This window comes from Xanthomonas sp. NCPPB 1754 (assembly GCF_041475725.2).
GTDB lineage: Bacteria > Pseudomonadota > Gammaproteobacteria > Xanthomonadales > Xanthomonadaceae > Xanthomonas > Xanthomonas euvesicatoria.
Genome location: NZ_CM192982.1, coordinates 2,722,804 through 2,747,281, shown reverse-complemented (window position 1 = coordinate 2,747,281; position 24,478 = coordinate 2,722,804). Strand labels below are relative to the sequence as shown.

At 65.7% G+C, this 24,478-nt stretch carries 22 protein-coding genes and 1 other RNA gene; 11 read left to right on the top strand and 12 right to left on the bottom strand.

Translation table 11 applies throughout. The features are described 5' to 3' along the window. Nucleotides 1-102: 102 nt before the first annotated feature. From mutL to ACCQ15_RS12110, 3 genes are read left to right on the top strand one after another with little or no spacing between them, the layout of a single operon-like run. Nucleotides 103-1,980 (top strand): DNA mismatch repair endonuclease MutL, encoded by a 1,878-nt coding sequence (gene mutL, locus ACCQ15_RS12120; RefSeq protein ID WP_031423060.1) that lies wholly within the window; start codon nucleotides 103-105, stop codon nucleotides 1,978-1,980. Then, nucleotides 1,980-2,915 (top strand): DUF1684 domain-containing protein, encoded by a 936-nt coding sequence (locus tag ACCQ15_RS12115; RefSeq protein ID WP_372380615.1) that lies wholly within the window; start codon nucleotides 1,980-1,982, stop codon nucleotides 2,913-2,915. Before mutL ends, ACCQ15_RS12115 begins: the two co-directional genes overlap by 1 nt. 33 nt (nucleotides 2,916-2,948) lie before the next feature. Further along, complete coding sequence (locus tag ACCQ15_RS12110; RefSeq protein WP_011347747.1) at nucleotides 2,949-3,923, top strand: TraB/GumN family protein; 975 nt, start codon at nucleotides 2,949-2,951, stop codon at nucleotides 3,921-3,923. Nucleotides 3,924-3,976: 53 nt separating this feature from the next. Here the strand turns inward: ACCQ15_RS12110 and ACCQ15_RS12105 are convergent. The 4 genes from ACCQ15_RS12105 to gluQRS all read right to left on the bottom strand — a co-directional run bounded on the left by ACCQ15_RS12105 (nucleotide 3,977) and on the right by gluQRS (nucleotide 6,565). After that, a non-coding RNA gene (locus ACCQ15_RS12105) (sX9 sRNA) lies at nucleotides 3,977-4,051 on the bottom strand. Nucleotides 4,052-4,107: 56 nt separating this feature from the next. Continuing rightward, nucleotides 4,108-4,683, bottom strand: a complete 576-nt coding sequence (gene phaR / locus ACCQ15_RS12100) for a polyhydroxyalkanoate synthesis repressor PhaR (protein WP_007965709.1) — start codon at nucleotides 4,681-4,683, stop codon at nucleotides 4,108-4,110. Nucleotides 4,684-4,842: 159 nt separating this feature from the next. Then, nucleotides 4,843-5,583 carry a beta-ketoacyl-ACP reductase gene (locus tag ACCQ15_RS12095; RefSeq protein ID WP_014090372.1) on the bottom strand — a complete coding sequence of 247 codons (741 nt, stop codon included), beginning with the start codon at nucleotides 5,581-5,583 and terminating at the stop codon, nucleotides 4,843-4,845. A gap of 82 nt (nucleotides 5,584-5,665) precedes the next feature. Beyond that, nucleotides 5,666-6,565 carry a tRNA glutamyl-Q(34) synthetase GluQRS gene (gene gluQRS, locus ACCQ15_RS12090; RefSeq protein WP_057681919.1) on the bottom strand — a complete coding sequence of 300 codons (900 nt, stop codon included), beginning with the start codon at nucleotides 6,563-6,565 and terminating at the stop codon, nucleotides 5,666-5,668. Nucleotides 6,566-6,662: 97 nt separating this feature from the next. On the opposite strand from gluQRS, the gene htpX reads away from it, so the two are divergent. Then, nucleotides 6,663-7,541, top strand: coding sequence for a protease HtpX (htpX, locus tag ACCQ15_RS12085; protein ID WP_372380614.1), 879 nt, complete (start codon nucleotides 6,663-6,665; stop codon nucleotides 7,539-7,541). Nucleotides 7,542-7,640: 99 nt separating this feature from the next. On the opposite strand, the gene ACCQ15_RS12080 is transcribed toward htpX, so the two are convergent. The 3 genes from ACCQ15_RS12080 to ACCQ15_RS12070 form a co-directional block, all read right to left on the bottom strand. Further along, on the bottom strand, nucleotides 7,641-9,710 hold the full coding sequence (locus ACCQ15_RS12080) for a GGDEF/EAL domain-containing response regulator (RefSeq protein WP_008576147.1): 2,070 nt from the start codon (nucleotides 9,708-9,710) through the stop codon (nucleotides 7,641-7,643). 216 nt (nucleotides 9,711-9,926) lie between these two features. After that, nucleotides 9,927-11,108 carry a BaiN/RdsA family NAD(P)/FAD-dependent oxidoreductase gene (locus tag ACCQ15_RS12075; RefSeq protein WP_372380613.1) on the bottom strand — a complete coding sequence of 394 codons (1,182 nt, stop codon included), beginning with the start codon at nucleotides 11,106-11,108 and terminating at the stop codon, nucleotides 9,927-9,929. After that, a complete protein-coding gene (locus tag ACCQ15_RS12070) occupies nucleotides 11,105-11,653 on the bottom strand; it encodes a YaeQ family protein (RefSeq protein ID WP_005923173.1) in 549 nt (182 codons plus the stop codon). Before ACCQ15_RS12070 ends, ACCQ15_RS12075 begins: the two co-directional genes overlap by 4 nt. Before the next feature lie 552 nt (nucleotides 11,654-12,205). Here ACCQ15_RS12070 and ACCQ15_RS12065 point away from each other — a divergent pair. Both ACCQ15_RS12065 and ACCQ15_RS12060 read left to right on the top strand, forming a co-directional pair. Then, nucleotides 12,206-12,415 (top strand): cold-shock protein, encoded by a 210-nt coding sequence (locus ACCQ15_RS12065; RefSeq protein ID WP_008576153.1) that lies wholly within the window; start codon nucleotides 12,206-12,208, stop codon nucleotides 12,413-12,415. 171 nt (nucleotides 12,416-12,586) lie between these two features. Next, nucleotides 12,587-13,285, top strand: a complete 699-nt coding sequence (locus ACCQ15_RS12060) for a glutathione S-transferase (RefSeq protein WP_011347740.1) — start codon at nucleotides 12,587-12,589, stop codon at nucleotides 13,283-13,285. 212 nt (nucleotides 13,286-13,497) lie between these two features. On the opposite strand, the gene ACCQ15_RS12055 is transcribed toward ACCQ15_RS12060, so the two are convergent. After that, nucleotides 13,498-14,373: an alpha/beta hydrolase gene (locus tag ACCQ15_RS12055; protein ID WP_372380612.1), complete on the bottom strand. Its 876-nt coding sequence runs from the start codon at nucleotides 14,371-14,373 to the stop codon at nucleotides 13,498-13,500. 281 nt (nucleotides 14,374-14,654) lie between these two features. On the opposite strand from ACCQ15_RS12055, the gene ACCQ15_RS12050 reads away from it, so the two are divergent. After that, nucleotides 14,655-16,211, top strand: coding sequence for a protein adenylyltransferase SelO (locus tag ACCQ15_RS12050; protein WP_372380611.1), 1,557 nt, complete (start codon nucleotides 14,655-14,657; stop codon nucleotides 16,209-16,211). Nucleotides 16,212-16,305: 94 nt separating this feature from the next. After that, on the top strand, nucleotides 16,306-16,866 hold the full coding sequence (locus ACCQ15_RS12045) for an adenine phosphoribosyltransferase (protein ID WP_014090366.1): 561 nt from the start codon (nucleotides 16,306-16,308) through the stop codon (nucleotides 16,864-16,866). A gap of 101 nt (nucleotides 16,867-16,967) precedes the next feature. On the opposite strand, the gene dbpA is transcribed toward ACCQ15_RS12045, so the two are convergent. Next, the gene (gene dbpA, locus ACCQ15_RS12040) at nucleotides 16,968-18,344 is read right to left on the bottom strand and encodes an ATP-dependent RNA helicase DbpA (protein ID WP_122272991.1); all 1,377 of its coding nucleotides are present in this window, start codon (nucleotides 18,342-18,344) and stop codon (nucleotides 16,968-16,970) included. A 110-nt stretch (nucleotides 18,345-18,454) separates the two neighbouring features. On the opposite strand from dbpA, the gene ACCQ15_RS12035 reads away from it, so the two are divergent. Beyond that, nucleotides 18,455-20,344, top strand: a complete 1,890-nt coding sequence (locus ACCQ15_RS12035; RefSeq protein WP_057681915.1) for an ATP-binding cassette domain-containing protein — start codon at nucleotides 18,455-18,457, stop codon at nucleotides 20,342-20,344. 285 nt (nucleotides 20,345-20,629) lie between these two features. On the opposite strand, the gene ACCQ15_RS12030 is transcribed toward ACCQ15_RS12035, so the two are convergent. After that, entirely contained in the window at nucleotides 20,630-21,055 is a 426-nt protein-coding gene (locus ACCQ15_RS12030; protein ID WP_008576164.1) for a barstar family protein, read from the bottom strand. Next, nucleotides 21,052-21,492 carry a guanyl-specific ribonuclease gene (locus ACCQ15_RS12025; protein ID WP_008576167.1) on the bottom strand — a complete coding sequence of 147 codons (441 nt, stop codon included), beginning with the start codon at nucleotides 21,490-21,492 and terminating at the stop codon, nucleotides 21,052-21,054. Before ACCQ15_RS12025 ends, ACCQ15_RS12030 begins: the two co-directional genes overlap by 4 nt. 251 nt (nucleotides 21,493-21,743) lie before the next feature. Between ACCQ15_RS12025 and ACCQ15_RS12020 the strand changes: the two genes are divergently transcribed. Next, nucleotides 21,744-22,355 carry a superoxide dismutase gene (locus tag ACCQ15_RS12020; RefSeq protein WP_003486056.1) on the top strand — a complete coding sequence of 204 codons (612 nt, stop codon included), beginning with the start codon at nucleotides 21,744-21,746 and terminating at the stop codon, nucleotides 22,353-22,355. Between the two features lie 373 nt (nucleotides 22,356-22,728). Here the strand turns inward: ACCQ15_RS12020 and ACCQ15_RS12015 are convergent, their stop codons facing one another. Next, complete coding sequence (locus ACCQ15_RS12015; protein ID WP_005913068.1) at nucleotides 22,729-23,562, bottom strand: inositol monophosphatase family protein; 834 nt, start codon at nucleotides 23,560-23,562, stop codon at nucleotides 22,729-22,731. 117 nt (nucleotides 23,563-23,679) lie between these two features. Between ACCQ15_RS12015 and ACCQ15_RS12010 the strand changes: the two genes are divergently transcribed. Further along, a complete protein-coding gene (locus tag ACCQ15_RS12010; protein ID WP_033479051.1) occupies nucleotides 23,680-24,444 on the top strand; it encodes an RNA methyltransferase in 765 nt (254 codons plus the stop codon). Nucleotides 24,445-24,478: the final 34 nt, after the last annotated feature.

Genomic DNA, 24,478 nt, shown 5'->3' with positions numbered 1-24,478 from the left:
GACGGCGACTGTGCGCCGCCGGATTGCCGTGCCGAGGTCTGTCTTGCCTGTCACACCGCCGATCTACCGCGTTTCGCGCGTGCTGCAATGGAGCGTGCGCTGATGGCGATCCGCCAGCTGCCCGAGATTCTGATCAACCAGATCGCTGCCGGCGAAGTCGTCGAGCGGCCCGCATCGGTGGTCAAGGAACTGGTCGAAAACGCACTCGACGCCGGCGCCACGCGCGTGGATATCGAGCTCGAGGAGGGCGGCGTCCGGCTGATCCGCATCCGCGACAACGGGGGCGGCATCGCCCCGGACGAACTACCGCTGGCCGTGTCGCGGCATGCCACCAGCAAGATCGCTTCGCTGGACGACCTGGAAACCGTCGCCACGCTGGGCTTTCGCGGCGAAGCCTTGCCGTCGATCGCCTCGGTCAGCCGCTTTACCCTGACCTCGCGTCGCCACGACGCCGAGCACGGCTCCGCATTGGAAATCGACGGCGGTCGCCTGGGCGAGGTGGTGCCGCGCGCGCATGCGCCGGGCACCACGGTCGAAGTGCGCGAACTGTTCTTCAACGTGCCGGCGCGGCGCAAATTTTTGCGTGCCGAACGCACCGAACTCGGCCACATCGAAGAGTGGTTGCGTTCGTTGGCACTGGCGCGGCCGGATGTGGAATTGCGCGTCTCGCACAACGGCAAGCCGTCGCGTCGCTACAAGCCGGGCGATCTGTATTCGGACGCGCGGCTGGGCGAAACCCTCGGCGACGATTTTGCGCGCCAGGCCTTGCGCGTGGACCAAAGCGGTGCCGGTCTGCGCCTGCACGGCTGGGTTGCGCAACCGCATTACTCGCGTGCCAGCACCGACCAGCAATACCTCTACGTCAACGGCCGCTCGGTCAGGGACCGCAGCGTGGCGCATGCGGTGAAGATGGCCTACGGCGATGTGCTGTTTCATGGCCGTCAGCCGGCCTATGTGCTGTTTCTGGAGCTGGACCCGGCACGCGTGGACGTCAATGTGCACCCGGCCAAACACGAGGTGCGTTTCCGCGAAGCGCGGCTGATCCACGATTTCGTCTATCGCACCCTGCAGGATGCCTTGGCGCATACCCGTGCCGGCGTCACGCCAAACAGTATCGGCAGCGATGGTGCCGGCGACCCAGGGGCGACCGCTGGCGGGCTGGGCAACATTGCTGGCAGCGGTGTTCCGAACCACGGCAACGCACCTGGCAGCAGCGGTAGCGGCTACAACTACCCGAGCTGGACGCCTTCGCAAACGCCGCTGGGACTGCGTGTGGACGAGGCGCGCGCCGCCTACAGCGCGCTGTACGCGCCGCCGCCCAGCAGTGCGCAGCAATCGGCAGGCATGCCGAGCATGGCCGGCACCGGGTTGCCGGCAACTGCGCAAGACAGCGGTGTTCCGCCGCTCGGTTATGCCGTCGCGCAGTTGCACGGCATCTACATCCTGGCCGAAAACGCCGAAGGCTTGATCGTGGTCGACATGCACGCGGCGCATGAGCGCATCGGCTATGAGCGGCTCAAAAATGCGCACGACAGCATCGGCCTGCACGCGCAGCCCTTGCTGGTGCCGATGACGCTGGCAGTGGGCGAGCGCGAAGCCGACACCGCCGAGCGCGAAGCGGAGACCTTGGCCACGCTCGGCTTCGAGATCACCCGGGCCGGCCCGCAGTCGCTGCACGTGCGCAGCATTCCCGCGCTGCTGGCCAATGCCGAGCCGGAGGCGCTGCTGCGCGATGTGCTGGGCGATCTGCGCGAGCATGGTCAAAGCCGCCGCATCGCCAGCGCACGCGACGAACTGCTCTCCACCATGGCGTGCCACGGTGCAGTGCGCGCCAACCGCCGCCTCACCGTGCCTGAAATGAACGCGTTGCTGCGCGATATGGAAGCCACCGAACGCTCGGGCCAGTGCAACCATGGCCGACCGACCTGGGCGCGGTTTACGCTGAGCGATATCGATCGTTGGTTTCTGAGGGGGCGTTGATGGCAGTGCACGGGGGGAAGGGCTGGCTGCTCGGCATGCTGGTCGCAGCGGCGTTAGTCGGTTGCGGGCGCGATGCGCCACCGCCGGCTGCGCCGGTCGCACTCGACAAGACATTTCTGGCCGACACCGCCGCCTGGCGCGAAGCGCGGCTGAAGGAACTGCGCGCGCCCGATGGCTGGACCAGCCTGGTTGGCCTGCATTGGCTGTCGCTGAAGGCGCATTACATCGGCAGCAGCGCCGGCAGCGGTATCAGACTCGCGGTAGGCCCACCGAAGATGGGCATGGTGTCCACCGAGAACAACGCGGTCTGGTTCGTGCCCGAGCGTGGTGCCGCGCTGACCCTCGATGGCAAGCCGCTGACCAGCCGGATCCGCTTCCAGTCCGATCGCGATCCGCAGCCCACCCTGATCCATTTCGACCAGGGCAAGGGCGTGTTGAGCCTAATCCATCGCGGCGACCGGTATGCGCTACGGGTCAAGCATGCCGACGCGAGCTCGCGCACGCACTTCGCGGGTCTGGACTATTGGCCCTTGGATCCATCCTGGCGCATCAACGCGCGCTATGTGCCCAACTCCGTCGGCAAGACCATCCCGATCGTCGACATCGTCGGGATCAGCAGCGAGCAGCCGAACGCGGGCGCGATCGAGTTCGAGCGCGACGGCAAGACCTACCGATTGGAAACCATCGGCGAGCCAGGGCGGCCGATGTTCGTGGTATTCGCCGACCGCACCATCGGTCACGGCAGCTATCCGGCTGGACGTTTTCTGGATCTGGACGTGCCCGATGCCTCGGGGCATGTCATCGTCGATTTCAACCGCGCCTACAACCCACCATGCGCGTTCACCCCATTCGCCACCTGCCCACTGCCGCCGCCGGAAAACCGCATCGATCTGGCGGTGTCGGCAGGCGAGAAGGCCTACAAGGTGCCGCACTGACATGCGCGCCATTCACATGTGCGGAGAAGCCTGGTGACCGGGCGACGGACCACGTTGACGCGCCAGCGGATTGCCACCTGGTGCAGCAGCGCGCTGCTTGGCCTGGCCTTGTGGAGCGGCGCGCTCGTACCGGTGTGGGCGCGCGGTGCCGGCCACGCGCCGGCAGGCCCGCCGGTGCCGCTGCTGTGGAAGGTCGATGGCAAGGGCGGCACGCTGTATCTGCTGGGCTCGTTTCATGTGCTCAAGCCCAGCGACTACCCGTTATCGCCGGATGTGATGCAGGCCTTCGCCAAGGCCGACCGTCTGCTGTTCGAATTGCCGCCTGACGATGCGCAATCGCCCGAGCTGGCCAGTCGCATGCTGCAGGCGGCGCGGCGCACCGACGGGCGTACGCTGCAGGACACGCTGGATGCGAAGACCTGGCAGGCGCTGAGCGCCTACGCGCGCAAGTACGGCATGTCGCTGGCGAGCCTGCAGCCGCTCGAGCCCTGGTTCGTAGCGCTGACGATCAGCCTGGCGGAGATGACCCGGCAAGGCATGGACCCGAACGCGGGGCTGGACCATTACCTGATGGAACAGGCGCAGGCGCGCGGCAAACCGGCCGACGGCCTGGAGCGCGCCGCCGAGCAAATCGCCTTGCTCGACGGCATGTCGCCGACCGAGCAGCATCAGTTGCTGGAAGAGTCGCTGGACGAGGCCGATGCCACCGACCAGCTACGCCAGCTGCATGCAGCCTGGCGCAATGGCGATGTGCATACGCTGTCCACGCAGATGGCCGAAGACATGCGCCGCCAGTATCCGGCGCTGTATCAGGACATCAATGTCGAGCGCAATGCGCGCTGGGTGCCGCGGCTGGAGCAGCGGCTCGGCAAGGGCGGCGGAACCACGCTGGTGGTGGTCGGTGCGCTGCATTTGCTGGGCAATGACGGGGTAGTAGAGCGTCTGCGTGCGCGCGGCTACCACGTGGAGCGGATCTGCTCTGCCTGCACAACGCAGGCCGGCCACTGATTGGCTGCGCCTGGGAGCCTGAGGCTCCTGGCGCAGCGTTCGGTATCTGAAACGGTCGACATCACACCGCGACCAGCCGTCAGCTGGCATGGCCGGCGCAGCGGAGCCGGGGTGTCCGAGCAGCGCCTGAGGATTCCGGCACCGGCCGCACCTGCCTGGCGGCTGCGCAATGGCGTGTTGTCTATTAGCCGCGGTTGCGGGCCTTGCCGGTCGTGCCGTGATTGCCGCCAGCCGAGCCATGCGTGCCGGTTCCCATCGGGCCGCTGCCCAGGCCGCTCGCCCCAGGCGGGCTCGGCGGTGTGCCCGGGCCACCCGGGCGGCCGAAGCCGGCGCCGAAGTTGCGCTGGAACTCCTGCCACAACTCCAGGTTGCGCTCGGTCAACTGGTTCATCATCGCCCACGGGGTTTGCCCGAGCAGGTTGCCCATCTGCTGACGGAACTGCTGCTGCTGATCCAGGAACACCTGCATGCTGCGCTCCAGGTAATTGCCCATGAAGCCCTGCAGCGAGTCGCCATAAAACCGGATGATCTGGCTCAGCAACTGGGTGGAGAGCATCGGCTCGCCGTCCTGCTCGCGGTCGGCGATGATTTGCAGCAGCACTGCGCGGCTGAGGTCCTCGCCGCTCTTGGCATCGCGTACTTCGAATTCTTCGCCATCGATGATCAATTGGCGCACATCTTCGATGGTGATGTAGCTGGAGATTTCCGTGTCGTAGAGACGGCGATTGGGATACTTCTTGATGATGCGAAGTCCGGCCATGGAACGTTCACCCACACTGATAGTGCGCGCAGGATGGCGCACCGCAGCAGCGCTTGCAACAGCCAAAAGGCCTTATTTGCTTAAGCGGACACATTAAAAATGTTGCGCAGCATGGTTTTTGAGCAAAATCCATGCTGCACCGCAAAGTTGCAGCAAACGTTACCAGCCCATGTGGTGGCCGCCGTTGATGTCCAGATTCGAGCCAGTGATCCAGGCAGCCTCTTCCGCAACCAGAAACGCCACCGCGTAGGCGATCTCTTCCGGACGGCCCAGGCGTCCGGTGGGGATATCGGCCACGATCTTGGCGCGCACTTCTTCCGGAACGGCCATCACCATGTCGGTGGCCACATAACCGGGCGAGACCGTGTTGACGGTGACCCCGAATGCCGCGTTCTCGCGCGCCAGCGAGATGGTGAAGCCGTGCATGCCAGCCTTGGCGGCGGCGTAGTTGGCCTGGCCATACTGGCCCTTGAGCCCGTTGATCGAGCTGATCTGGATCACCCGGCCCCAGCCGCGTTTACGCATGCCCTCGATCACCGGGCGGGTCACGTTGAAGACCGAATTGAGGTTGGTGTTGATGACCTCGTGCCACTGCTCGGCACTCATGCGGTGGAAGGTGGTGTCGCGGGTGATGCCGGCGTTGTTGACCAACACCTCGACCGGCCCCAGCGATGATTCGACGTCTTCCACCAGCGCGCGCGCATGCTCGGACGAGGCGACATCGCCGCGAAACAGCGCGACCTCGTACCCTTGCGCCTGCATGCGCTGCTGCCAGTCGCGTGCCTTTTCTTCGTTGCGGAAGTTGCTGGCGACCCGGTGGCCCTGGTCGGCCAGGCGCTTGCAGATGGCAGTACCGATACCGCCGGTGCCGCCGGTGACCAATGCGACGCGAGATGTCATGACGACTCCAATCAACAAGTGAGGCTGAGGGCGATTCGGGTGCGGGACTGCTGCGCCCGGACGCCGGTGCTGGGCCGCAATTCTAGTCACGCTGGAGGCCGGATGCGCGCGCATCGAGGCCCAGCTGGCGTTGGCGTGGAAGCAGCCGTGGCGAAAAATGCTGCACGGCGTGCTGCAGCAGGGTTTCCACGGCTGCACGCCGCGGCAGCGCGTCGGCCTGTTGGCCCAAGGCGACCCAGGCGGCGTGCAGGGCCGGCAGTGGATCGGCGTCGTCCAGTGCGGGTGCATCGTGTGACTTGGACAGCTTGCGGCCGTCGCGATCCAGCATCAGCGGCAGGTGCAGGTAGCGCGGCTGCGGCAGGCCCAGTGCGCGCTGCAGCACCATCTGGCGCGGGGTGGAGTCGAGCAGGTCGGCGCCGCGCACCACATCGGTGATGCCCTGCGCCGCATCGTCCACCACCACTGCCAGTTGGTACGCCCAATACCCGTCGGCGCGGCGCAGCACCACATCGCCCACCTCGGCGTAGACATCCTGCAGCACCGGTCCTTGCAAGGCGTCCTCGAAGCCGACCGGCGATTGCGGCGGCACCCGCAGGCGCACCGCACGGCGCTCGCCCAATGGCGCGAGGCAGGCGTGGTGGATGCCGCCCATGCCGGCCAGATCGGCCCGGCTGCAGCTGCATTCGAATGCCTGGCCGGTTTCCAGCAGCTGAGTGATAGCGTCGGTGTAGGCCGCATCGCGCTCGGACTGCCGCATCACCGGCAGGTCCGAGTGCAGCCCGAATGCGGCCAGCGTGCGCAGCTGACGTTCGCTGGCGCCGGGTTCGGCACGCGGCGGGTCGATGTCTTCGATGCGTACGCACCACTGCCCACCGGCATGCCGGGCCAGCAGCCAGCTGCCGAATGCAGCCAGCAGGGAGCCGAAGTGCAGGGGGCCGGTGGGCGAGGGCGCGAAGCGGCCGAGATAAGGGGGCGATGGCATGGGCAGCTGAATCGTCGGTCAGGTGCTTGCTTGATTTCAAGCCGCAACACCCGCAGATCCGCACCAGTTCACCCCGCATCCGTGGAGCCATCGCGCCATGTTCAACCGCATTTTCCTGTTCCTGCTGACCAATCTTGCGGTGCTGATGCTCGCCGGCATCGTCATGTCGTTGCTGGGCGTCAATCCCGCGCAGATGAGTGGCCTGTTGGTGATGGCCGCCATCTTCGGTTTCGGCGGCTCGTTCATTTCCTTGCTGCTGTCCAAGTTCATGGCCAAGCGCAGCACCGGTGCGCAGGTCATCACCGAGCCGCGCACGCCGACCGAGCGCTGGTTGCTGGAGACCGTGCGCCGCCAGGCCCAGGCTGCCGGCATCGGCATGCCGGAAGTAGCGGTCTACGACGGCCCGGAAATCAACGCGTTCGCCACCGGCGCCAACCGCAACAACGCCCTGGTGGCGGTGTCCACCGGCCTGCTGCAGAACATGGACCAGGATGAAGCCGAGGCGGTGCTTGGCCACGAGATCGCCCACGTGGCCAACGGCGATATGGTCACCATGGCGCTGCTGCAGGGCGTCCTCAATACCTTCGTGATCGTGCTCGCCCGCGTGGTCGGCGGCATTATCGACAGCGCCTTGTCGGGCAACCGCGATGGCGGTCGTGGCTTTGCGTACTACATCATCGTGTTCGCGCTGGAGATGGTGTTCGGCCTGTTCGCGACCATGATTGCGATGTGGTTCTCGCGGCGCCGCGAATTCCGCGCCGATGCCGGTGGCGCGCAGTTGGCCGGCCGCAGCAAGATGATCGCTGCACTGGAGCGGCTGTCGCTCAACCATGGCCAGAACACCTTGCCCTCGCAAGTGCAGGCGTTCGGCATCTCCGGTGGGGTGGGCGAGGGCTTGCGCCGGCTGTTCCTGAGCCATCCGCCGCTCACCGAACGCATCGCTGCGCTGCGCGCCGGCAGTGGTAGCGCCATGTAAGGGGGCGGATCTCCGGCTGCCTGGCAGGCAACAAAAAACCCGCGCAGTGCGGGTTTTTTGTTGCTTAGCGAGGTTGCGAACGAGCGGGCGCGCCGGCTTTCAGCCGAACTCGTAATTCATCAATGGCCCGGTCGGTGCCACGAAATCGCCCTGGACGTAGTCCACTCCGGCACTGAAGAAGCTGCTCATCGACTGCGCATCGGCGACGAACTCGGCCATTGTCAGAATGCCGGCCGGCTGCGCCCGCGAGGTGATTTCGCGAATCTTTTCCTGGCTCTCCCGCGCCGAGGCGATGTCGCCGGTGATGCCGCGATCCAGTTTGAGGAAGGCCGGGTGGAAATGCGCCAGCAACTGGAACGAATCCAGACCCGAGCCGAACTGCTCCAGCCCGACCTTGCAATCCATCGCCGACACCGCCGCCAGGAACTGCTGCGCGTTGCGCAGGTGCGTAAACACCTTCGACTCCGGCGTCTGCAGCCACAGCCGTTCGCCGGGGACACCGTAAACCGCCAATTGCTCGCGGATGGTGTCGATCATCTGCGGGTCCGAGAACGAGTTTGGCCCGATGCGTACCAGCAGATGGGTCTTGTGCCCGGCACGTTGGCGTTCGCCCAGTTGCCGGATGGCCCGCGCCACCACCCAGCGGTCGATTTCGGTGACCAGGTCGTGCTCTTCGGCGATGGCCATGAACGCGTTCGGCGACATCATTTCGCCATTGCGTTCCAGGCGCAGGAAGGCCTGGTACAGCTCCAGCGGCTCGCCTTGCAGGTTGAGCACCGGCTGGTAATGCAGCAGGAAACCGTCGCCGACCAGCGCTTCGCGCAGCTGCTCGACCCAACGTTCGATGCGTTCTTCTTCGGCCCGATCCGCCGCAGCCGGGTCGTAGATGCTGACCGCGTTGCCACCGAGCTCGGCAGTGGTGCGCACCGCCTCGGTGCCGCGATTGAGTACCTGGCCGATGCTGGCGATCTTTTCGCCGATCTGCACGCCGCCGATGCTGACCGTCACCGTGGCCGAGCGCGTCCCCACGCTGACCACGTGCTGCGCGAACGCATTGCGCACGGTTTCGGCCAGCGCATGCGTGCGCGCGTAATTTCCGTTCAACAGCAGGGCGAAACTGTGTTCGCCGAAGCGCGCGGCCAACACGCTGTCGTCCAGCACGCTCGCCACATGCGCGGCAAGCGCAGCAATCAGCGCATCTGCCGAATCCAGCCCGAACTCCGGAAGGATGCGTGCGTAGTGATCCGGCTCGATCAGCAGGAAGCCGGATTGGCCCTCGCTGCGGCCGGCCTGTGCCACGGCCTGTTCCAGCGCCACCATGAAGGTGGGGCGATTGAGCAGGCCGGTGACCTGGTCGCGCTGGCGCAAGTCTTCGACCTCGCGCGCCAGTTCCGGGTCGAACTCCTCGCGGCGCCGGAACACCACCTGGATGCACGGCTCGCCTTCATAGGTGGCGGTGGCGAACTCCATCGTGGCCGGGAAGGTGTCGCCTTCCACGCGGCGTGCATCGAGCTTGTACTGTGCCGGCGGCGGTTCGCCCTTGGACATCGCCTTGAGCAGCTGTTTGAAATCGTCGACGTACTGCGCGGCGATCATGTCCAGCAGCGAGATGCCTTCGACATCGTCGAACGACTCGAAGCCGAACATTTCCAGATAGGCATCGTTGGCACGGATATGCATGCCTTCATGCACGTAGGCGATCGGGTCGCGCGAGGATGCGATGAGTGCGTCGCAGCGGCGCTCGGTCTCGCGCATCTGCGCTTCGATGCGGCGCAGTCCGCGGCGGGCCTGCAGGTCGTCCCATTCCGAGCGCACCAGTGCAAGCAAATGCGCGGGGCGGTGGCGCAATGCGATGGCGCGCACCCCGTGCGAAGCGGCCTCGACCAGGGCGTTCTCTTCGATCCGCTCGGCCAGCAAGATGATCGGGATGTCCTTGCCGCTGCCCGCAATCTGGGTCTGCAAGGCGCTCATGGGGATCTGCTGCGCCTGACCCAAGATGGCCAGATCGATCTGGCCCGACAGCATGCTGGCCAGTTCCTCCTGGCTTTGCGGTCGCGATGGACGCACCGCAATGCCGCCATTGCGCAGCGCGGTGACGATGGTCTCCGCACTCTCCACGCTGTCGTCGACGATCATCAGGCGGAGGGTGAGATCTTTGCCTTTTTGCATGCGCGGCTCCCTAGAGACGGGCTTTAATACACGAAGGGGTTTGACACGTCCATGTGTGTGGAGCATGCCGCATCAAGTGTGAGACGTAGAACAATATTTGCGCGTGGAAGATGCCTTCTGGCGCGCATCGACCGTTTTCACTGCGTGCTGTCCATGCCGCGACGGCGCGTTCAAGGCGCCTGACCTGATCGGTGGGCGAGCCCCCCGCCATCGCCGTTACGCCACGCTCCCCGCCGCATGGCCGGACGCCCACGCCCACTGAAAGTTGTAACCGCCAAGCCAGCCGGTGACATCCAGCACCTTGCCGATAAAGTACAGGCCTGCCACCAGGCGCGACTCCATGGTCGCACTGGAGACCTGTTGGGTATCGACCCCGCCCAGGGTGACTTCAGCTGTCCGATAGCCTTCGGTGCCGCTGGCGATCAGCGGAAAGCTGCCGAGCAGCTCGGCGGCGGCTGTCAGCTGCGGCGGATCCAGCTGACGCACCGGCTTGTCTGGCAGCCAGAGCTCGCACAAGCGTTGCGCAAACCGTTTCGGTAGCACGTCGGCCAGCACGTTGCGCAGCTCGGTGGCGCCGCGTTGCTGCTTTTGTTCGCGCAGCCACGTCGCTGCATCGCGACCGGGCAGCAGATCCAGCCGCAAATCGTCACCCGGCTGCCAATACGAGGAAATCTGCAGGATCGCCGGGCCGCTGACCCCACGATGGGTGAGCAGCATGGAATTGCGAAAGCTGACTCCGTTGCACTGCGCCTGGACCGGCAACGCCAGCCCGGACAACGCTTGCAGACGCTCCTGATGCTTGCCGCTCAATGTGAGTGGCACCAGCCCGGCGCGGGTGGGCAGCAGCGCATGGCCGAACTGCTTGGCCAGGGTATAGCCGAAGCCGCTGGCCCCCATGCTGGGAATCGACAGCCCGCCGGTCGCCACGATCAACGAGTGCGTCTGCACGCACCCCTGGCTGGTCTGGACCTGGAAGCCGTCGCTGCCGCGCTGGACCGACAGCACGTCGCACTGGGTGCGGATCTGCACGCCGGCCGCATCGCATTCGTCCAGCAGCATGCGCACGATCTGCTTGGAGGAGATGTCGCAGAACAACTGGCCCAGCTCTTTCTCGTGATAGGCGATGGCATGCCGTTCGACCATCTCCACAAAATCCGCCGGGCTGTAGCGCGCCAGGGCGGATTTGCAGAAATGCCGATTGGCCGAAATGAAGTTGCCAGGCGTGGTGCCGGTGTTGGTGAAATTGCAGCGCCCGCCACCGGACATCAGGATCTTCTTGCCGACCTTGTTGGCATGATCGATCACCACCACCTTGCGGCCACGCTGGCCGGCAGTGAAGGCGCTCATCAGCCCGGCAGCGCCGGCGCCGATGACCAGCACGTCGCAACGCATGCTCATTCGGCCGGGGCTTGCCGCACCATCGGGGTCAGGGTGACGCTGCCGTGGTCGGCCAGCATCTGCACTTCGCCGTCCTGGATGATCACGTCGAACCGCATGCCGCGCTGGATCAGTGCGCCCAGCGCTTCGGTGGCCTGCGAGTCGAGCTCGATCACGCGCAGATTGCGGTACCGGCCCATGGCGTTGGCGTGCTTTTTCCACCAGGTTTCGGTGGCCTGGCCGCCGTAGCCGATGACCACCGCCTCGCGCGAGCGGTTGCAGGCCTTGCGCACGCGGCTTTCGTCCGGCTGGCCGAGGTCGATCCACAGATCCGGGTCGCCGGTGTAGTCGCGCCGCCATAGGTCCGGCTCGTCGTCGTTGCTGAGGCCACGGCCGAATTCCAGACGATCGTCGGCAAATAGCGCGAACGCCAGCAGCCGCACCATCAGGCGCTCGTCGGTCTCGGAAGGGTGCTGGGCCAGGGTCAGCGAATGGTTGGCGTAATAGCCGCGGTCCATGTCGCTGATCTGAAGTTCCGCCCTGCGGACGGTGGCGGTGAGGGCCATCAGGATGCCGGTTGCAAAGGGCGCCTATGATACGCGGCCGGTTCATGCGCCGGGTGTTGCCCGCATCTGGCAGAGGTGCGTCGTCGGCCGGGCCTGGGCTGGCTGACAGCTGGATGGTGCGAGCAAGGGCAGGGTGGGCTTGGCTCAGAGGCCGGTTGGCTGCAAGGGCCACGGCGGGGCGACAGGCGCTGAGGCGCGGTCCAGGACGTCGCGGACCATGGCCGGGCAGGTGTCGTTAACGGCCCCCATGATCTGCGCAGCTGTGGGGGCGTCAGGCAGTGGCATCCGGTCAATTGGGATGGGGACAGTCCCGACAGGCCGTCGGATTGGACCCGACTGCAAAAGATTTGACGCAGGGTGTCGCTTTTTGCAGAAAACACGAGTACTGTGCACGCACTGTGTTTGCAAGGGTCACCGTGAATCGTGGCCTGGTGCAGCCGGATCGTTACAGATCTCGCTTCATCGTTCCGCTTTACCAACGCCTGCAACTCAGTCTCAGCTCCGGCTTTTCGGACGCTGCGATTTATCCATCAATAGTTCAGGAGTTAGTAAATGTCAGAGCGTCAGAGCGGTACCGTGAAGTGGTTCAACGATGCCAAGGGCTTCGGCTTCATCACCCCGGAAAGCGGCCCGGACCTGTTCGTGCACTTCCGCGCCATCCAGGGCACCGGCTTCAAGTCGCTGCAGGAAGGCCAGAAGGTCACCTTCGTCGCCGTGCAGGGCCAGAAGGGCATGCAGGCTGACCAGGTGCAGGCGGTCTAATCCGCCTGCAACCTTAGGGTTGCCAAAAACGCCGGCCGTGCAAGCGGCTGGCGTTTTTTATTGTCTGCACGACAGGCGGTCAGCCTCGCTGGCGCGTCCACCAGGCGCTGCTTGCGCACAGCGACGACGCCTGGATCGGTAGGATGTGCGCTTTCCGCGCGCAGCTATCTCATGATCACTGTCCACCATCTCAATAATTCCCGTTCCCAGCGCGTGCTGTGGCTGCTGGAAGAACTGGCGCTGCCTTACCAGATCGTGCGCCATGAACGCGACCCCAAGACCATGCTGGCGCCGCCGGCGCTGCGCGCGATCCATCCGCTGGGCAAATCGCCGGTGCTGGTCGACGGCGATCTGGTGGTGGCCGAATCTGGGGCGATCCTGGAGTACCTGACCGAGCGCTACGACACCGAGTGCGCGCTGTCGCCATCGCCGCGGCCGCTGGATTCGCCCGAGCGCCTGCAGTTTCGCTATTGGATGCATTACGCCGAAGGCTCGGCGATGCCGCCGTTGCTGATGACGCTGATCTTCGGTCGCATCCGCAGCGCGCCGATGCCGTTCTTCGCCAAACCCATCGCACGTGCGATCGTGGACAAGGCGATGTCGGGTTTCGTCGGGCCGCAGCTCACCTTGCATCTGGATTGGATGGAGCAGTCGTTGCAGGCCGGCAACTGGTTCGCTGGCGAACGCTTCACCGCCGCCGACATCCAGATGAGCTTCCCGGTACAGGCGGCGGCCGCACGCGGCGGCGGTCTGGAGAAATACCCGCGTTTGCACGCGTTTCTGCAGCGGATCCAAGCGCGTCCGGCGTATCAGGCTGCGTTGAAGAAAGGCGGCCCGTTCGAGCTGATGGGAAGCAAGCCGGCCAATTGAGGCATCGGGGAGTAGGGAGAGCGGGGTGCGAGTAGGTGGGCGGGACTGTGCTTCGCCCGCTGTCTGCTGCTACGACATGGCGTCTCTCATCGCCATGTATTCCCTCATTCCGGATCCGAATGGCTACCCAGCGACACCGTCGTCGGTATCGCTGCCCATCAGCCGTTCGCAGCAGTCACTCAATCCCCAGCGACGTCAGGGCGGATTGCGCTTCAGGGCACCCGGCACTGGCGCACAAACTGCAGCGTATCGTTCAGCACCTGCGAGCGCTCGGGCGATTTGCGCAGCGCCAGCAGGATGCCGAGATGGCCCATGCCGGGGTAGACCTTCAGTTCGGCACTGCCGCCTTCGCGCTTGAGCGCCTGCTGCAGCGAGACGCTGTTCTGTAGTTCGACCACGCGGTCGGCATCGCCATGCAGCAGCAACATGGGCGGTTCGTCGCCGCCGACGTAACGCACCGGTTGCGATTGCCGTTGCGCTGCCGGCGCATCGCCGAAGATTTCGACCAATTCGGGATCGGTCATCGGCATGAAGTCGTACGGCCCGGCCAGGCCCACCACGCCGCACAACTGGTGAGGTTTGAGACCTTGCGCCTGCAGCCAGCGGGCATCGGTGCCAAGCAACGCGGCCATATGCGCGCCTGCCGAATGACCCATCACCGCGAGGCGATTCGGGTTGCCGCCGTACTCGTGCGCGTGGCGGTAGCTCCATGCGGTGGCGCCTGCCGCGTCGGACATGAAACCGTGTAATCCGACCTGCGGATACTTGCGGTAGTCGGCCACCATCGCTACCACGCCCTGGCGCGCAAGTGCGCGGCCCACCCAGCGATAGTTGGCGCGTGAACCGCGCTTCCAGGTGCCGCCGTAGAAAAACACCACCACTGGCGCGTCGCTTGCGCCGCGCGGCTGGTAGACATCCCGCGCCAGGCCGTGCGCGGAATCGAACACCTGGTCGCGATGCTCGACAATGCCCGATCGGCTGGATGCGGCATTGATGCCACCAAAAAAGACGCTGCTGCAGGCCGTCATGGTCAACGAACCGAGCAACAGGAGGGCAGGACGGAACCAGCGGGAAGCGCGCGAGGGCATGGGCAATATCGGTACGGGGGCAGGAAGGGTGGTGGGGACCAGGGACGAACGCAACAGGCCGGCAAGTGCAGACCAGAGAGTGGCGTCCCGGCAACGTTCGCCTCTGTCTGGTTCGCATCTGATCGGCAGCCGGCGGCCATTAGCCGCTATCGCACGTCGCAAGCATGTGCAGGACGAGCCCGCTCGGCACGCGCCAAGCGAGTGAAGATACGGTACGCACGCAGCGCCGGATGCGGCTTCGCCCATGTCAGGTTCACTGCCGGTGGCCTAGGCTTGCCGGCATGACACATTTGCACTTCGATAATCGTCTGCGTCAGCAGCTGCCCGCCGACCCGGAAGAGGGGGCACGCCGGCGCGAGGTGGGTGCGGCCTGGTCGTCAGTCTTGCCGACGCCGGTCGCCGCTCCGTACCTGATCGCGCATTCGGCGGAGATGGCGCAGGTGCTGGGCCTGGAGGCGGCCGAGATCGCCAGTGCGCAGTTCGCCCAGGTGTTCGGCGGCAACGCGCTGTACCCGGGAATGCAGCCTTGGGCGGTCAACTACGGTGGGCATCAATTCGGGCATTGGGCCGGACAGCTTGGCGACGGGCGGGCGACTTCGCTGGGCGAGGCGATCGGAACCGACGGTGGGCGCTACGAATTGCAGCTCAAGGGTGCCGGCCCGACGCCGTATTCCCGCGGTGCCGATGGGCGCGCCGTGTTGCGCTCGTCGATCCGCGAATTCCTGTGCAGCGAGGCCATGCATCATCTGGGCGTGCCGACCACGCGTGCGTTGAGCCTGGTCGGCACTGGTGAGGCGGTGGTGCGCGACATGTTCTACGACGGCCACCCGCAGCGCGAGCCGGGCGCGATCGTGTGCCGGGTGGCGCCTTCGTTCATCCGTTTCGGCAACTTCGAATTGCCCAGCGCACGCGGCGATATCGCATTGCTGAAGCAGTGGGTGGATTTCACCATCGCCCGCGATTTCCCGGCGTTGGCCGGTGCCGGCGACGCGCTCTACGCCGACTGGTTTGCGCAGGTCTGCGAGCGTACCGCGGTGATGGTGGCGCACTGGATGCGGGTCGGGTTCGTGCATGGGGTGATGAATACCGACAACATGTCGATCCTCGGTCTGACCATCGACTACGGCCCGTATGGCTGGGTCGACGACTATGACCCGGACTGGACGCCCAACACCACCGACGCGCAGGGGCGGCGCTATCGCTTCGGCACCCAGCCACAAGTGGCCTACTGGAACCTGGGCCGGCTTGCCCAGGCGCTGGCGCCGCTGTTTGCCGACCAGGCCCTGCTGCAATATGGGCTGGATCGTTTTCGCGATACCTACCTGGCGTGCGACCGGCGCGACACCGCCGCCAAGCTGGGCTTGGCAGAGTGTCGCGACGAGGATCTGCAGCTGATCGACGCGCTGCGCGCCCTGATGCGCGAATCCGAGATGGACATGACGCTGACCTTCCGTGGGCTCATCGACCTGTCGCCCGAACATCCGGACCCCGCGCAGCTGCGCGACGCCTTTTACGACGAAGACAAACGCCTGGCGGATGCGCCGCAGCTGCAGCAATGGCTGCAGCGCTATGCCGCGCGCCTGCAGCAGGATCCGCTGTTGCCGGAAGAGCGGCGCGCGCGCATGCGCCTGGCCAACCCGCGCTATGTGTTGCGCAATTATCTGGCGCAGCAGGCGATCGACCGTGCCGAGCAGGGTGACCCGTCCGGGGTGCAGGAGTTGCTGGAAGTCATGCGCCGCCCTTACGACGATCAGCCCGGGCGCGACGCATTTGCGGCGCGGCGGCCGGACTGGGCACGCGATCGCGCCGGGTGTTCGATGCTGTCGTGCAGTTCCTGACGCGCTCAGATGCAGGTATGCCGTAAATCCGGCGTGGATGGCGTGCGCAGCCTAGAATAGGCGCAACTCCACCGGCCACCACGCCACCGCCCTCATGACTGACTGCAGCCGCTGCGCCGGCACCACGACTTCCGGACCCAACCATTGGTCAGAGCGGATTCGCGACATCGCCGATTTCCCTAAGCCGGGCATCGTCTTCAAGGACATTACCCCGTTGCTGTCGGACGGCCCGGATTTCGCCTCTGCGCTGGACGAAATGGCGCAGCCGTGGCGCACCACGCCGCTGGATGCGGTGCTGGGTATCGAGGCGCGCGGTTTCATTCTGGGCGCTGCCCTGGCGCGCGAACTGCGGACCGGCTTCGTGCCGGTGCGCAAGCCGGGCAAGCTGCCGGGGCGCACGCTGATCCAGGAATACGCGCTGGAGTACGGCACCGATCGCATCGAAATGCATGAGGATGCGCTGCCACGCGGGGCGCGCGTACTGATTGTCGACGACGTGCTGGCCACCGGCGGCACGCTGCGTGCGGCCTTGGGGCTTGCTGCCCAACTCGAACTGGAAGTCGTTGGCGCAGCCGTGCTGGTGGAATTGCAGGTGCTGCAGGGTCGCCAGAAATGGGCGAACGATGTGCCGCTGTTGGCGACACTTTCTTACTGAGTCCAAGCGCTGGAAGCGACCCTGGATGCGTGGACGTGCGCGCATCCAGGATTGCTGCTGCTGAAACATAGGCGGCCGGCGCGACGCCGGCCGCGCTGCGTTCAGAGCTTGCTGACCCGAAACCGGCGTCCCTTGATCTTGCCTGCGTGCAGATGTGCCAGCGCCTTGGCGACCTGCGCGCGGGCAATGGCCACGTAGGAGCGGGTAGGGTAGATGGCGATCTTGCCGATTGCCGCGCCCGAGAGCCCGGCTTCGCCAGTTAGGGCGCCCAGGATGTCGCCGGCACGCAGCTTGTCGGTCTTGCCGCCATCGATGCGCAAGGTGGTCATTGCCGCCTGCGGCAGTTGCGCCGGGCGCGCGGTGGCCAGCGGCGCACGCGACCACTTCAAGGGTTGGCCCTGTTCGGCTTCCAGTGCCTGCGCGCGGGCAGTTTCGCGCGGGGTGACCAGGCTCAGCGCCAGTCCATGCTTGCCGGCACGTGCGGTACGGCCAATGCGATGGCGGTAGGTTTCGGTATCGGTGGGCAGCTCGTAGTTGACCACCGCCGAGAGGTCTTCCACGTCCAGCCCGCGAGCGGCCACGTCGCTGGCCACCAGCACGTTGCAGCTGCGGTTGACGAAGCGCACCAGCACTTCGTCACGGTCGCGCTGTTCCATGTCGCCGTGCAGCGCGAGTGCGGAGAAGCCGAACTCCTGCAGCGAGCCAGCCACCTCGTCCACTTCCTTGCGGGTATTGCAGAACACCACGCTGGACTCGGGATTGAAACGCAGCAGCAGGCCGGCAACGGCCTTTTGCCGATAGGTCGGGTCGACCTCGAAGAACTGCTGATCGATCTCCGGTGCGCTATCGGCGCCTTCCACCGTGACCTCAACCGGCTCCTTCAACAGCTCGCGTGCGAGCGTGCGGATACTGTCCGGGAACGTGGCCGAAAACAGCAGGCTTTGGCGGTGTTTGTCGCAACGGCCGGCAATCTCGCGGATGGGTTCTTCGAAGCCCATGTCGAGCATGCGGTCGGCCTCGTCCAGCACCAGCGTGCGCACGCCGCCCAGATGCAGGGCGCGTTTGCGGGCCAGTTCCTGGATGCGACCGGGCGTGCCCACCACCACTTGCGGGTCGTGCGCTTCCAGCGAGGCCAATTGCGGGCCCAGCGGCATGCCGCCGGTGAGCACCACCAGCTTCATGTTGGGAATGCCGGTGGCGAGCTTGCGCAGCTGCTTGCCGACCTGGTCGGCCAATTCGCGGGTGGGGCAGAGCACCAGCGCCTGTGCGCGGGTCACTGCAGGGTCGAGCTTTTGCAGCAGGCCAAGCCCGAACGCGGCGGTCTTGCCGCTGCCGGTCGGCGCCTGGGCGATGACATCGAGCCCCTGCAGGATCGGCGGCAGGCTTTGCGCCTGGATGGGAGTCAGGACGGTGTAGCCAAGGGCGTCGATGCCGGGGGCCAGGGCCGGCGACAGCGGCAGCGCGGAGAATTCGTTCATGGCGCATTTTAGCCCGGGATTGGGGAGTAGGGATTCGGGATTCGTCACCGTGACAGCGTGCGCTTTTGCCAATCCCGAATCCCCAATCACCAATCCCGTACAATTGCGCCATGCCTTTAATCACTCTGCAAAGCGTCGACTACAGCGTCGGCGGCCCCTTGTTGCTGGAAAAAACCGACCTCACGATCGAGCCGGGCGAGCGTATCGCCTTGATCGGCCGCAACGGCGCCGGCAAATCGACCTTGATGAAACTGATCGCCGGCGAGCTCAAGCCCGACGACGGCGAAGTGCGCGTGCAACAGGGCGTGCGCATCGCGCGGCTGGAGCAGGAGGTACCGCAAGGGACCGGCGGCAGCGTGTTCGACGTGGTGGCCGATGGTCTGGGCGAGTTGGGTCATTGGCTGGCCGAATTCCATCAGCTCAGCCATGCCGAGGTGTTCGACGCCGATGCGTTCGGCAAGGTGCAGGCCAAGATCGATGCGGCCGACGGGTGGGCGCTGGATCAACGCGTCACCGAGACGCTGACCAAGCTGGAACTGGACGGCGATGCGGAGTTCGCGCGGCTGTCCGGCGGTATGAAGCGACGCGTGCTGTTGGCGCGTTCGCTGGTGTCCTCGCCGGATGTGCTGCTGCTGGACGAACCGACCAACCATCTGGATATCGAAGCCATCGATTGGCTGGAAACCTTCCTGAAGGGCTGGAGCGGCAGCGTGCTGTTCGTCACCCACGACCGGCGCTTCCTGCGTGCGTTGGCCACCCGCATCGTCGAGATCGATCGCGGCCAGGTCACCAGCTGGCCGGGCGACTGGGCCAACTACGAGCGCCGCCGCGAGGAACGGCTCAATGCGCAGGCGCAGGAGAATGCGCGCTTCGACAAGTTGCTGGCGCAGGAAGAGATCTGGATCCGTCAGGGCATCAAGGCGCGGCGCACCCGCGACGAGGGCCGCGTGCGGCGCCTGGAATCGATGCGCAACGAGCGCGTGCAGCGGCGCGAGCTCACCGGCAACGTGCGCATGGAAGTCTCGCAGGGCGAGTCGTCCGGCAAGAAGGTGATCGAGGCCAAGGAGGTTGGCTTCGCGTTCGGTGCGCGCACGATGGTCAAGGATTTTTCCACCATCATCCAGCGTGGCGACCGCATCGGCCTGATCGGCCCCAACGGCAGCGGCAAGACCACCTTGCTCAAGCTGTTGCTGGGCGATCTGCAGCCGCAGCAGGGCGAAATCCGCATCGGTACCAATCTGCAGATTGCGTATTTCGACCAATACCGTTCCACCCTGCGCGAAGACTGGAGCGCGATCGAAAACGTAGCCGAAGGCCGCGATTTCCTGGAAATCAACGGCAAGCGCAAGCACGTGCATGCCTATCTGCAGGATTTCCTGTTCACGCCCGAGCGCGCGCGGGCGCCGATCACGCGCCTGTCCGGTGGCGAGCGCAATCGCCTGCTGCTGGCACGCCTGTTCGCGCAGCCGTCCAACCTGCTGGTGATGGACGAACCGACCAACGACCTGGACGTGGAAACGCTGGAGCTTCTGGAAGAATTGCTGGGCGAATACAGCGGAACCTTGTTGCTGGTCAGCCATGACCGCGACTTCCTCGACAACGTGGTGACCTCCACGCTGGTGATGGAGGGCGATGGCCTGATCGGCGATTACGTCGGCGGCTACAGCGATTCGCTGCGCCAGCGCCGTACGCCGGTCGGCAATGCGATGGCGATGGCCAAGGCATCGGCCACTGCGGTGGCGACCGCGCCCGTGGCTGCAGTGCCGGCGGACACCGCTCCCAAGCGCAAGCTCAGCTACAAGGATGCACGCGAGCTGGAGCAACTGCCGGCCCTGATCGAGACGCTGGAGCAGCAAGTGGCCACGCTCACCGAGGCGATGAACGAGCCGGCCTTCTATCAGCGCGACAGTGCGGCGATGGCGGCCCACACCGCAGCATTGGCCGATGCGCAAAAGCACCTGGATGCGGCGTACGCGCGCTGGAGCGAGCTGGATAGTTGATCGTCGGTCGGCACGCGCAATGCGTGCCGTTCGCGCGTCTGGCGCGACGAAGGGCGATGGTGGTCTGCCATCGCGCCTGGATGCAGGCCGATGCGGGTGCGTGGCGATCCGTGTTCGCCGGAAATACCAGCGCTGATCGACCGCGCCGCGCGGTGCCTACATCGCGAGCGCTCATCAGGTCGGTGCGGGCGGCATGCAGGCAGCCATCGCTTCTGCACGGGGCATGTGGTGCCGGCGCCAGGCGTGTCCGCTCGGCCGGCTGCGCAGGCGTGCTGTTGGCTGCTCTCAGTCGCAGGCGCTTGCGGGCGCAACGAACGCCGCAAAGGTCAGCCCGCGTGCTGCCCAGGCGTTGGCGACTTCATCGAGGATGTCCAGCAAGGTGTCGCGGTCGTTGGGTGCCGTGCTGGCCAGCGCCTGGGCGCCGTCGATGAGCAGCGCATAGCCATGTGGCGAAGGCAGCCACGCCAGGTCGCGCAGGGCATCGCTGAGCGCGTCCCAATTGCGGCCGAAGCTGGCCGGGAAATCCAGTTGCGTGGCCAGGCGCATCAGCAGCATGCGTTTGTCGCTGCAGGCGGCCAGATCCACGCGCACGATGCGTAGGCCGGCATCGCGCGCAAGCGCTGCCATGGTGTCCAGATCGTCGGTCTCGGCCTGATACACCCCCGACTGCTGCGGATCGGACAGATCCAGCGCGAAGTCGCCAGCGTTCATGGTGCCTGGTCCGGGGTCGGGCCATCGAAGGCCTTGAAGCTCTGGTAATGATCGTCGCTGTAGTACCACGCCTCGGGCGGAGTGCCGCCGGTGACGATGCGGCGCGCGCCGCGATCCGGGCTGCCGGGGGTATCGACAGTGTATTCGCGGTAATAGCCACGCGGGCGTTCGGGCAGGCGATGCTCGCGGTTGCCGAACACGCCGCCATCCTGCGGATGCGGAAACGGGCCGCCGCGCTGGATCAGCACGATGGTGGCCATCGCCTCGGTCGGCAGAAAGGCGGGCAGACGCGGCACCTCGCGCGTCGGCGTGTCCGCGGCGATCGGGGCGTTGAGTTGCGGCGCGAACTGCGGCTTGGGCGTCTGCATCGCACGCATGCCCCACAGGCCGGCGACGAGCAGCGCGATGGCGACAACGAGCAAAGCGGGCTTGCGCATGAAGACGGTCCGAAATGGGTACGGCAGAGCAAGTATGCCGATGCGCGACTGTGTCGACTTTGAACGTGGCCGGCGCCGGGACGGTTCACGCCCAAGTAACCGGGACCTGGTGCAAGGTGTGCGGCGAACATCGTGCGGCATGCGATGGGATGAAGTTTCCCTGCCAGCACCCTTGGTAACCGCTGCCGCCGTCCTTACCATTCACCCCGCAACGCCCGGTCTTCGCCGGGCGGCAAGTCCAGGAGATACGCATGGCTTACACCCTTCCGCAGTTGCCCTACGCCTACGACGCGCTGGAACCGAACATCGATGCGCAAACGATGGAAATCCATCACACCAAGCATCACCAGACCTACATCAACAACGTCAACGCGGCGCTGGAAGGGACCGAGTACGCCGATCTGCCGATCGAAGAACTGGTCTCCAAGCTGAAGAGCCTGCCGGAAAACCTGCAGGGCCCGGTGCGCAACAACGGCGGCGGCCACGCCAACCATTCCCTGTTCTGGACCGTGCTGTCGCCCAACGGTGGCGGCGAGCCCAAGGGCGAGGTCGCCAAGGCGATCGACAAGGATCTTGGTGGTTTCGAGAAATTCAAGGAAGCCTTCACCAAGGCCGCCGTCAGCCGCTTTGGCTCGGGTTGGGCGTGGTTGAGCGTGACCCCCGACAAAAAGCTGGTTGTGGAAAGCACCGCCAACCAGGACAGCCCGCTGTTCGAGGGCAACACCCCGATCCTGGGTCTGGACGTGTGGGAACACGCGTACTACCTGAAGTACCAGAACCGTCGCCCGGAATACATCGGCGCGTTCTACAACGCCGTCAATTGGGAAGAAGTCGAGCGCCGCTACCACGCCGCGATCGCCTGAGGTCCTGCACCGGCGCCAGGCACTGCCTAGCGCTGTGACAGCGGCACCCAACGTACAAGGCCGGGAGCGATCCCGGCCTTGTACGTTTACTGCGCTGTGGATAGGTGCGCTGTGGGTAGGAGCGACCCCGGTCGCGAGAGGCTTTGCAGGGAACGCTCCTCGCGCTCAGGCGCGCGCCTACAGTTGCGGCGCGGATTGGCTTGGTACCGAACCGAAACGCACAAGGCCGGGAGCGATCCCGGCCTTGTACGTTTACTGCGCTGTGAGTAGGTGCGCTGTGGATAGACCCCGGTCGCGAGAGGCTTTGCAGGGAAGCCTCCGTGCTCGGGCGTGCTCCGATGTCTGCCGGGCAGCGGTAGTGCGAACGGGTCGATCAGAACTTGGCGTCGAACTCGCGGGCGTAGCCGGTGTTGACGATGACCTTCTGCAACGCGTCGCTGATCTTGATGTTGCCGGCCACGATTTGCTGCGTCTCAGGGCCCATGTTGTCCATGCGCGGCGGGGTGGCGCCCTTGTAGTCGCAAACGCGGCCACCGGCCTCGCGTACCAGCAGCACACCAGCGGCGATGTCCCAGGCTTTGACGCCCGCTTCGAAATAGGCGTCGGCGCGGCCGCAGGCCACATAGGCCAGGTCCAGCGCTGCCGAGCCGGTGCGGCGCACGTCTTCGGCCTGCACCAGCAGCGCATCCACGCACTTGAGCTGCGCACTGGCGCGCGCACGCTCGCGCGGCGGGAAGCCGGTGTGGACCATTGCGCCTTCCAGATCCTTGCGCTCTGCGATACGGATGCGGCGGTCATTGAGCACCGCGCCTGCGCCGCGGCTGGCAGTGAACAGCTCGTTGCGCAGCGGGTCGAAGATCACCGCATCGGTCGGTTCGCCATTTTCCACCAGTGCGATGGACACGCAGTAGTGCGGGAAGCCGCGCAGATAATTGCTGGTGCCGTCCAGTGGATCGATGACCCAGGTGTAGCGGCCACTCTTGCCGCCCTGCACGCCGCCTTCTTCGCCGAACACGGCGTACTCGGGGTAGCCGCGCTTGAGTTCCTTGATGATGACCTTCTCGGCATCGGCATCGACTTCGCTGGCGTAGTCCATGCGGCCTTTCTGCACCACATTGAGCGCATCGAGCTTGTTGATGCCGCGCAACAGCACATTGCCGGCGAGGCGGGCGGCTTTGACCATGACGGTGACGGCGGGTTTCTGCATGGTGAAAGCTCCCGTGAAGGCAGAATCGGACAATGGCGAAGGTAAAAGAGCGGTCCGGCGCGAAAGCCGGCCGCGCAGTTTACCATCTACGGCCGAACAGCTTCCCGATCTCCGTTCATGTCCGTCAGCCAGCGCATCCGATTTGTTCTTGTGGGTACCCAGCATCCAGGCAACATCGGCGCTGCAGCGCGTGCGATGAAGACCATGGGGGTTTCGCGCCTGGTGCTGGTGGCACCGGAGCGCGCACTCGACGAAGACGCCTATCGGCGCTCGGCCGGCGCAGAAGACGTGCTGAGCCAGGCGCCGATCTTCGCGACACTGGGCGAGGCGGTGGCCGACTGCACGCTGGTGATTGGCTGCACTGCGCGCGCGCGCCGGGTGGCGCTGGAAGAACTGCTGCCGGACGAGGGCGCGCAGCGTGCCCTGGCCAAGGCGGGCGAGCCGGCCGAGGTGGCCTTCGTATTCGGCCGCGAGCGTACCGGTCTGACCAACGACGAGCTGCAGCTGTGCCACGCCGCGGTCCACATTCCCTCCGATCCGCAGTTCAGTTCGCTCAATCTGGCCGCGGCCGTGCAGGTGCTGGCGTACGAGGTGCGACTGGCGCAGCTGGCGGCAGGCGAGGCCGAACGCGCGCCGGCAGCGGCTCCGGGCTTGCGCGACGGGCCGGCCAGCCACGCACAGCTGGAAGGGATGTTCGGCCAGCTGGGCGACACGCTGGACGAGATCGACTTCCACAAGGGCCGTGCGCCGGAGTCGGCGATGCGCAAGTTGCGCCGGTTGTTGCTGCGCGCAGAGATGACCGAGCAGGAGGTGCGGCTGATTCGCGGCATCCTGTCCGATGCGCAGCGCATGGCCATGCTTGCCAAGCAGGCCGGAAACTGACGTCTGTCACATCTTCGAAGATTCGGCTAGGCTG

Excerpts from the sequence above, each read along its gene's own strand:
- mutL (WP_031423060.1), top strand. The coding sequence starts at position 103 with ATGGCGATCCGCCAGCTGCCCGAGATTCTGATCAACCAGATCGCTGCC.
- ACCQ15_RS12115 (WP_372380615.1), top strand. The coding sequence starts at position 1,980 with ATGGCAGTGCACGGGGGGAAGGGCTGGCTGCTCGGCATGCTGGTCGCA.
- phaR (WP_007965709.1), bottom strand. The coding sequence starts at position 4,683 with ATGGCCGGACTTCGCATCATCAAGAAGTATCCCAATCGCCGTCTCTAC.
- ACCQ15_RS12095 (WP_014090372.1), bottom strand. The coding sequence starts at position 5,583 with ATGACATCTCGCGTCGCATTGGTCACCGGCGGCACCGGCGGTATCGGT.
- gluQRS (WP_057681919.1), bottom strand. The coding sequence starts at position 6,565 with ATGCCATCGCCCCCTTATCTCGGCCGCTTCGCGCCCTCGCCCACCGGC.
- htpX (WP_372380614.1), top strand. The coding sequence starts at position 6,663 with ATGTTCAACCGCATTTTCCTGTTCCTGCTGACCAATCTTGCGGTGCTG.
- ACCQ15_RS12080 (WP_008576147.1), bottom strand. The coding sequence starts at position 9,710 with ATGCAAAAAGGCAAAGATCTCACCCTCCGCCTGATGATCGTCGACGAC.
- ACCQ15_RS12075 (WP_372380613.1), bottom strand. The coding sequence starts at position 11,108 with ATGAGCATGCGTTGCGACGTGCTGGTCATCGGCGCCGGCGCTGCCGGG.
- ACCQ15_RS12070 (WP_005923173.1), bottom strand. The coding sequence starts at position 11,653 with ATGGCCCTCACCGCCACCGTCCGCAGGGCGGAACTTCAGATCAGCGAC.
- ACCQ15_RS12065 (WP_008576153.1), top strand. The coding sequence starts at position 12,206 with ATGTCAGAGCGTCAGAGCGGTACCGTGAAGTGGTTCAACGATGCCAAG.
- ACCQ15_RS12060 (WP_011347740.1), top strand. The coding sequence starts at position 12,587 with ATGATCACTGTCCACCATCTCAATAATTCCCGTTCCCAGCGCGTGCTG.
- ACCQ15_RS12055 (WP_372380612.1), bottom strand. The coding sequence starts at position 14,373 with ATGCCCTCGCGCGCTTCCCGCTGGTTCCGTCCTGCCCTCCTGTTGCTC.
- ACCQ15_RS12050 (WP_372380611.1), top strand. The coding sequence starts at position 14,655 with ATGACACATTTGCACTTCGATAATCGTCTGCGTCAGCAGCTGCCCGCC.
- ACCQ15_RS12045 (WP_014090366.1), top strand. The coding sequence starts at position 16,306 with ATGACTGACTGCAGCCGCTGCGCCGGCACCACGACTTCCGGACCCAAC.
- dbpA (WP_122272991.1), bottom strand. The coding sequence starts at position 18,344 with ATGAACGAATTCTCCGCGCTGCCGCTGTCGCCGGCCCTGGCCCCCGGC.
- ACCQ15_RS12035 (WP_057681915.1), top strand. The coding sequence starts at position 18,455 with ATGCCTTTAATCACTCTGCAAAGCGTCGACTACAGCGTCGGCGGCCCC.
- ACCQ15_RS12030 (WP_008576164.1), bottom strand. The coding sequence starts at position 21,055 with ATGAACGCTGGCGACTTCGCGCTGGATCTGTCCGATCCGCAGCAGTCG.
- ACCQ15_RS12025 (WP_008576167.1), bottom strand. The coding sequence starts at position 21,492 with ATGCGCAAGCCCGCTTTGCTCGTTGTCGCCATCGCGCTGCTCGTCGCC.
- ACCQ15_RS12020 (WP_003486056.1), top strand. The coding sequence starts at position 21,744 with ATGGCTTACACCCTTCCGCAGTTGCCCTACGCCTACGACGCGCTGGAA.
- ACCQ15_RS12015 (WP_005913068.1), bottom strand. The coding sequence starts at position 23,562 with ATGCAGAAACCCGCCGTCACCGTCATGGTCAAAGCCGCCCGCCTCGCC.
- ACCQ15_RS12010 (WP_033479051.1), top strand. The coding sequence starts at position 23,680 with ATGTCCGTCAGCCAGCGCATCCGATTTGTTCTTGTGGGTACCCAGCAT.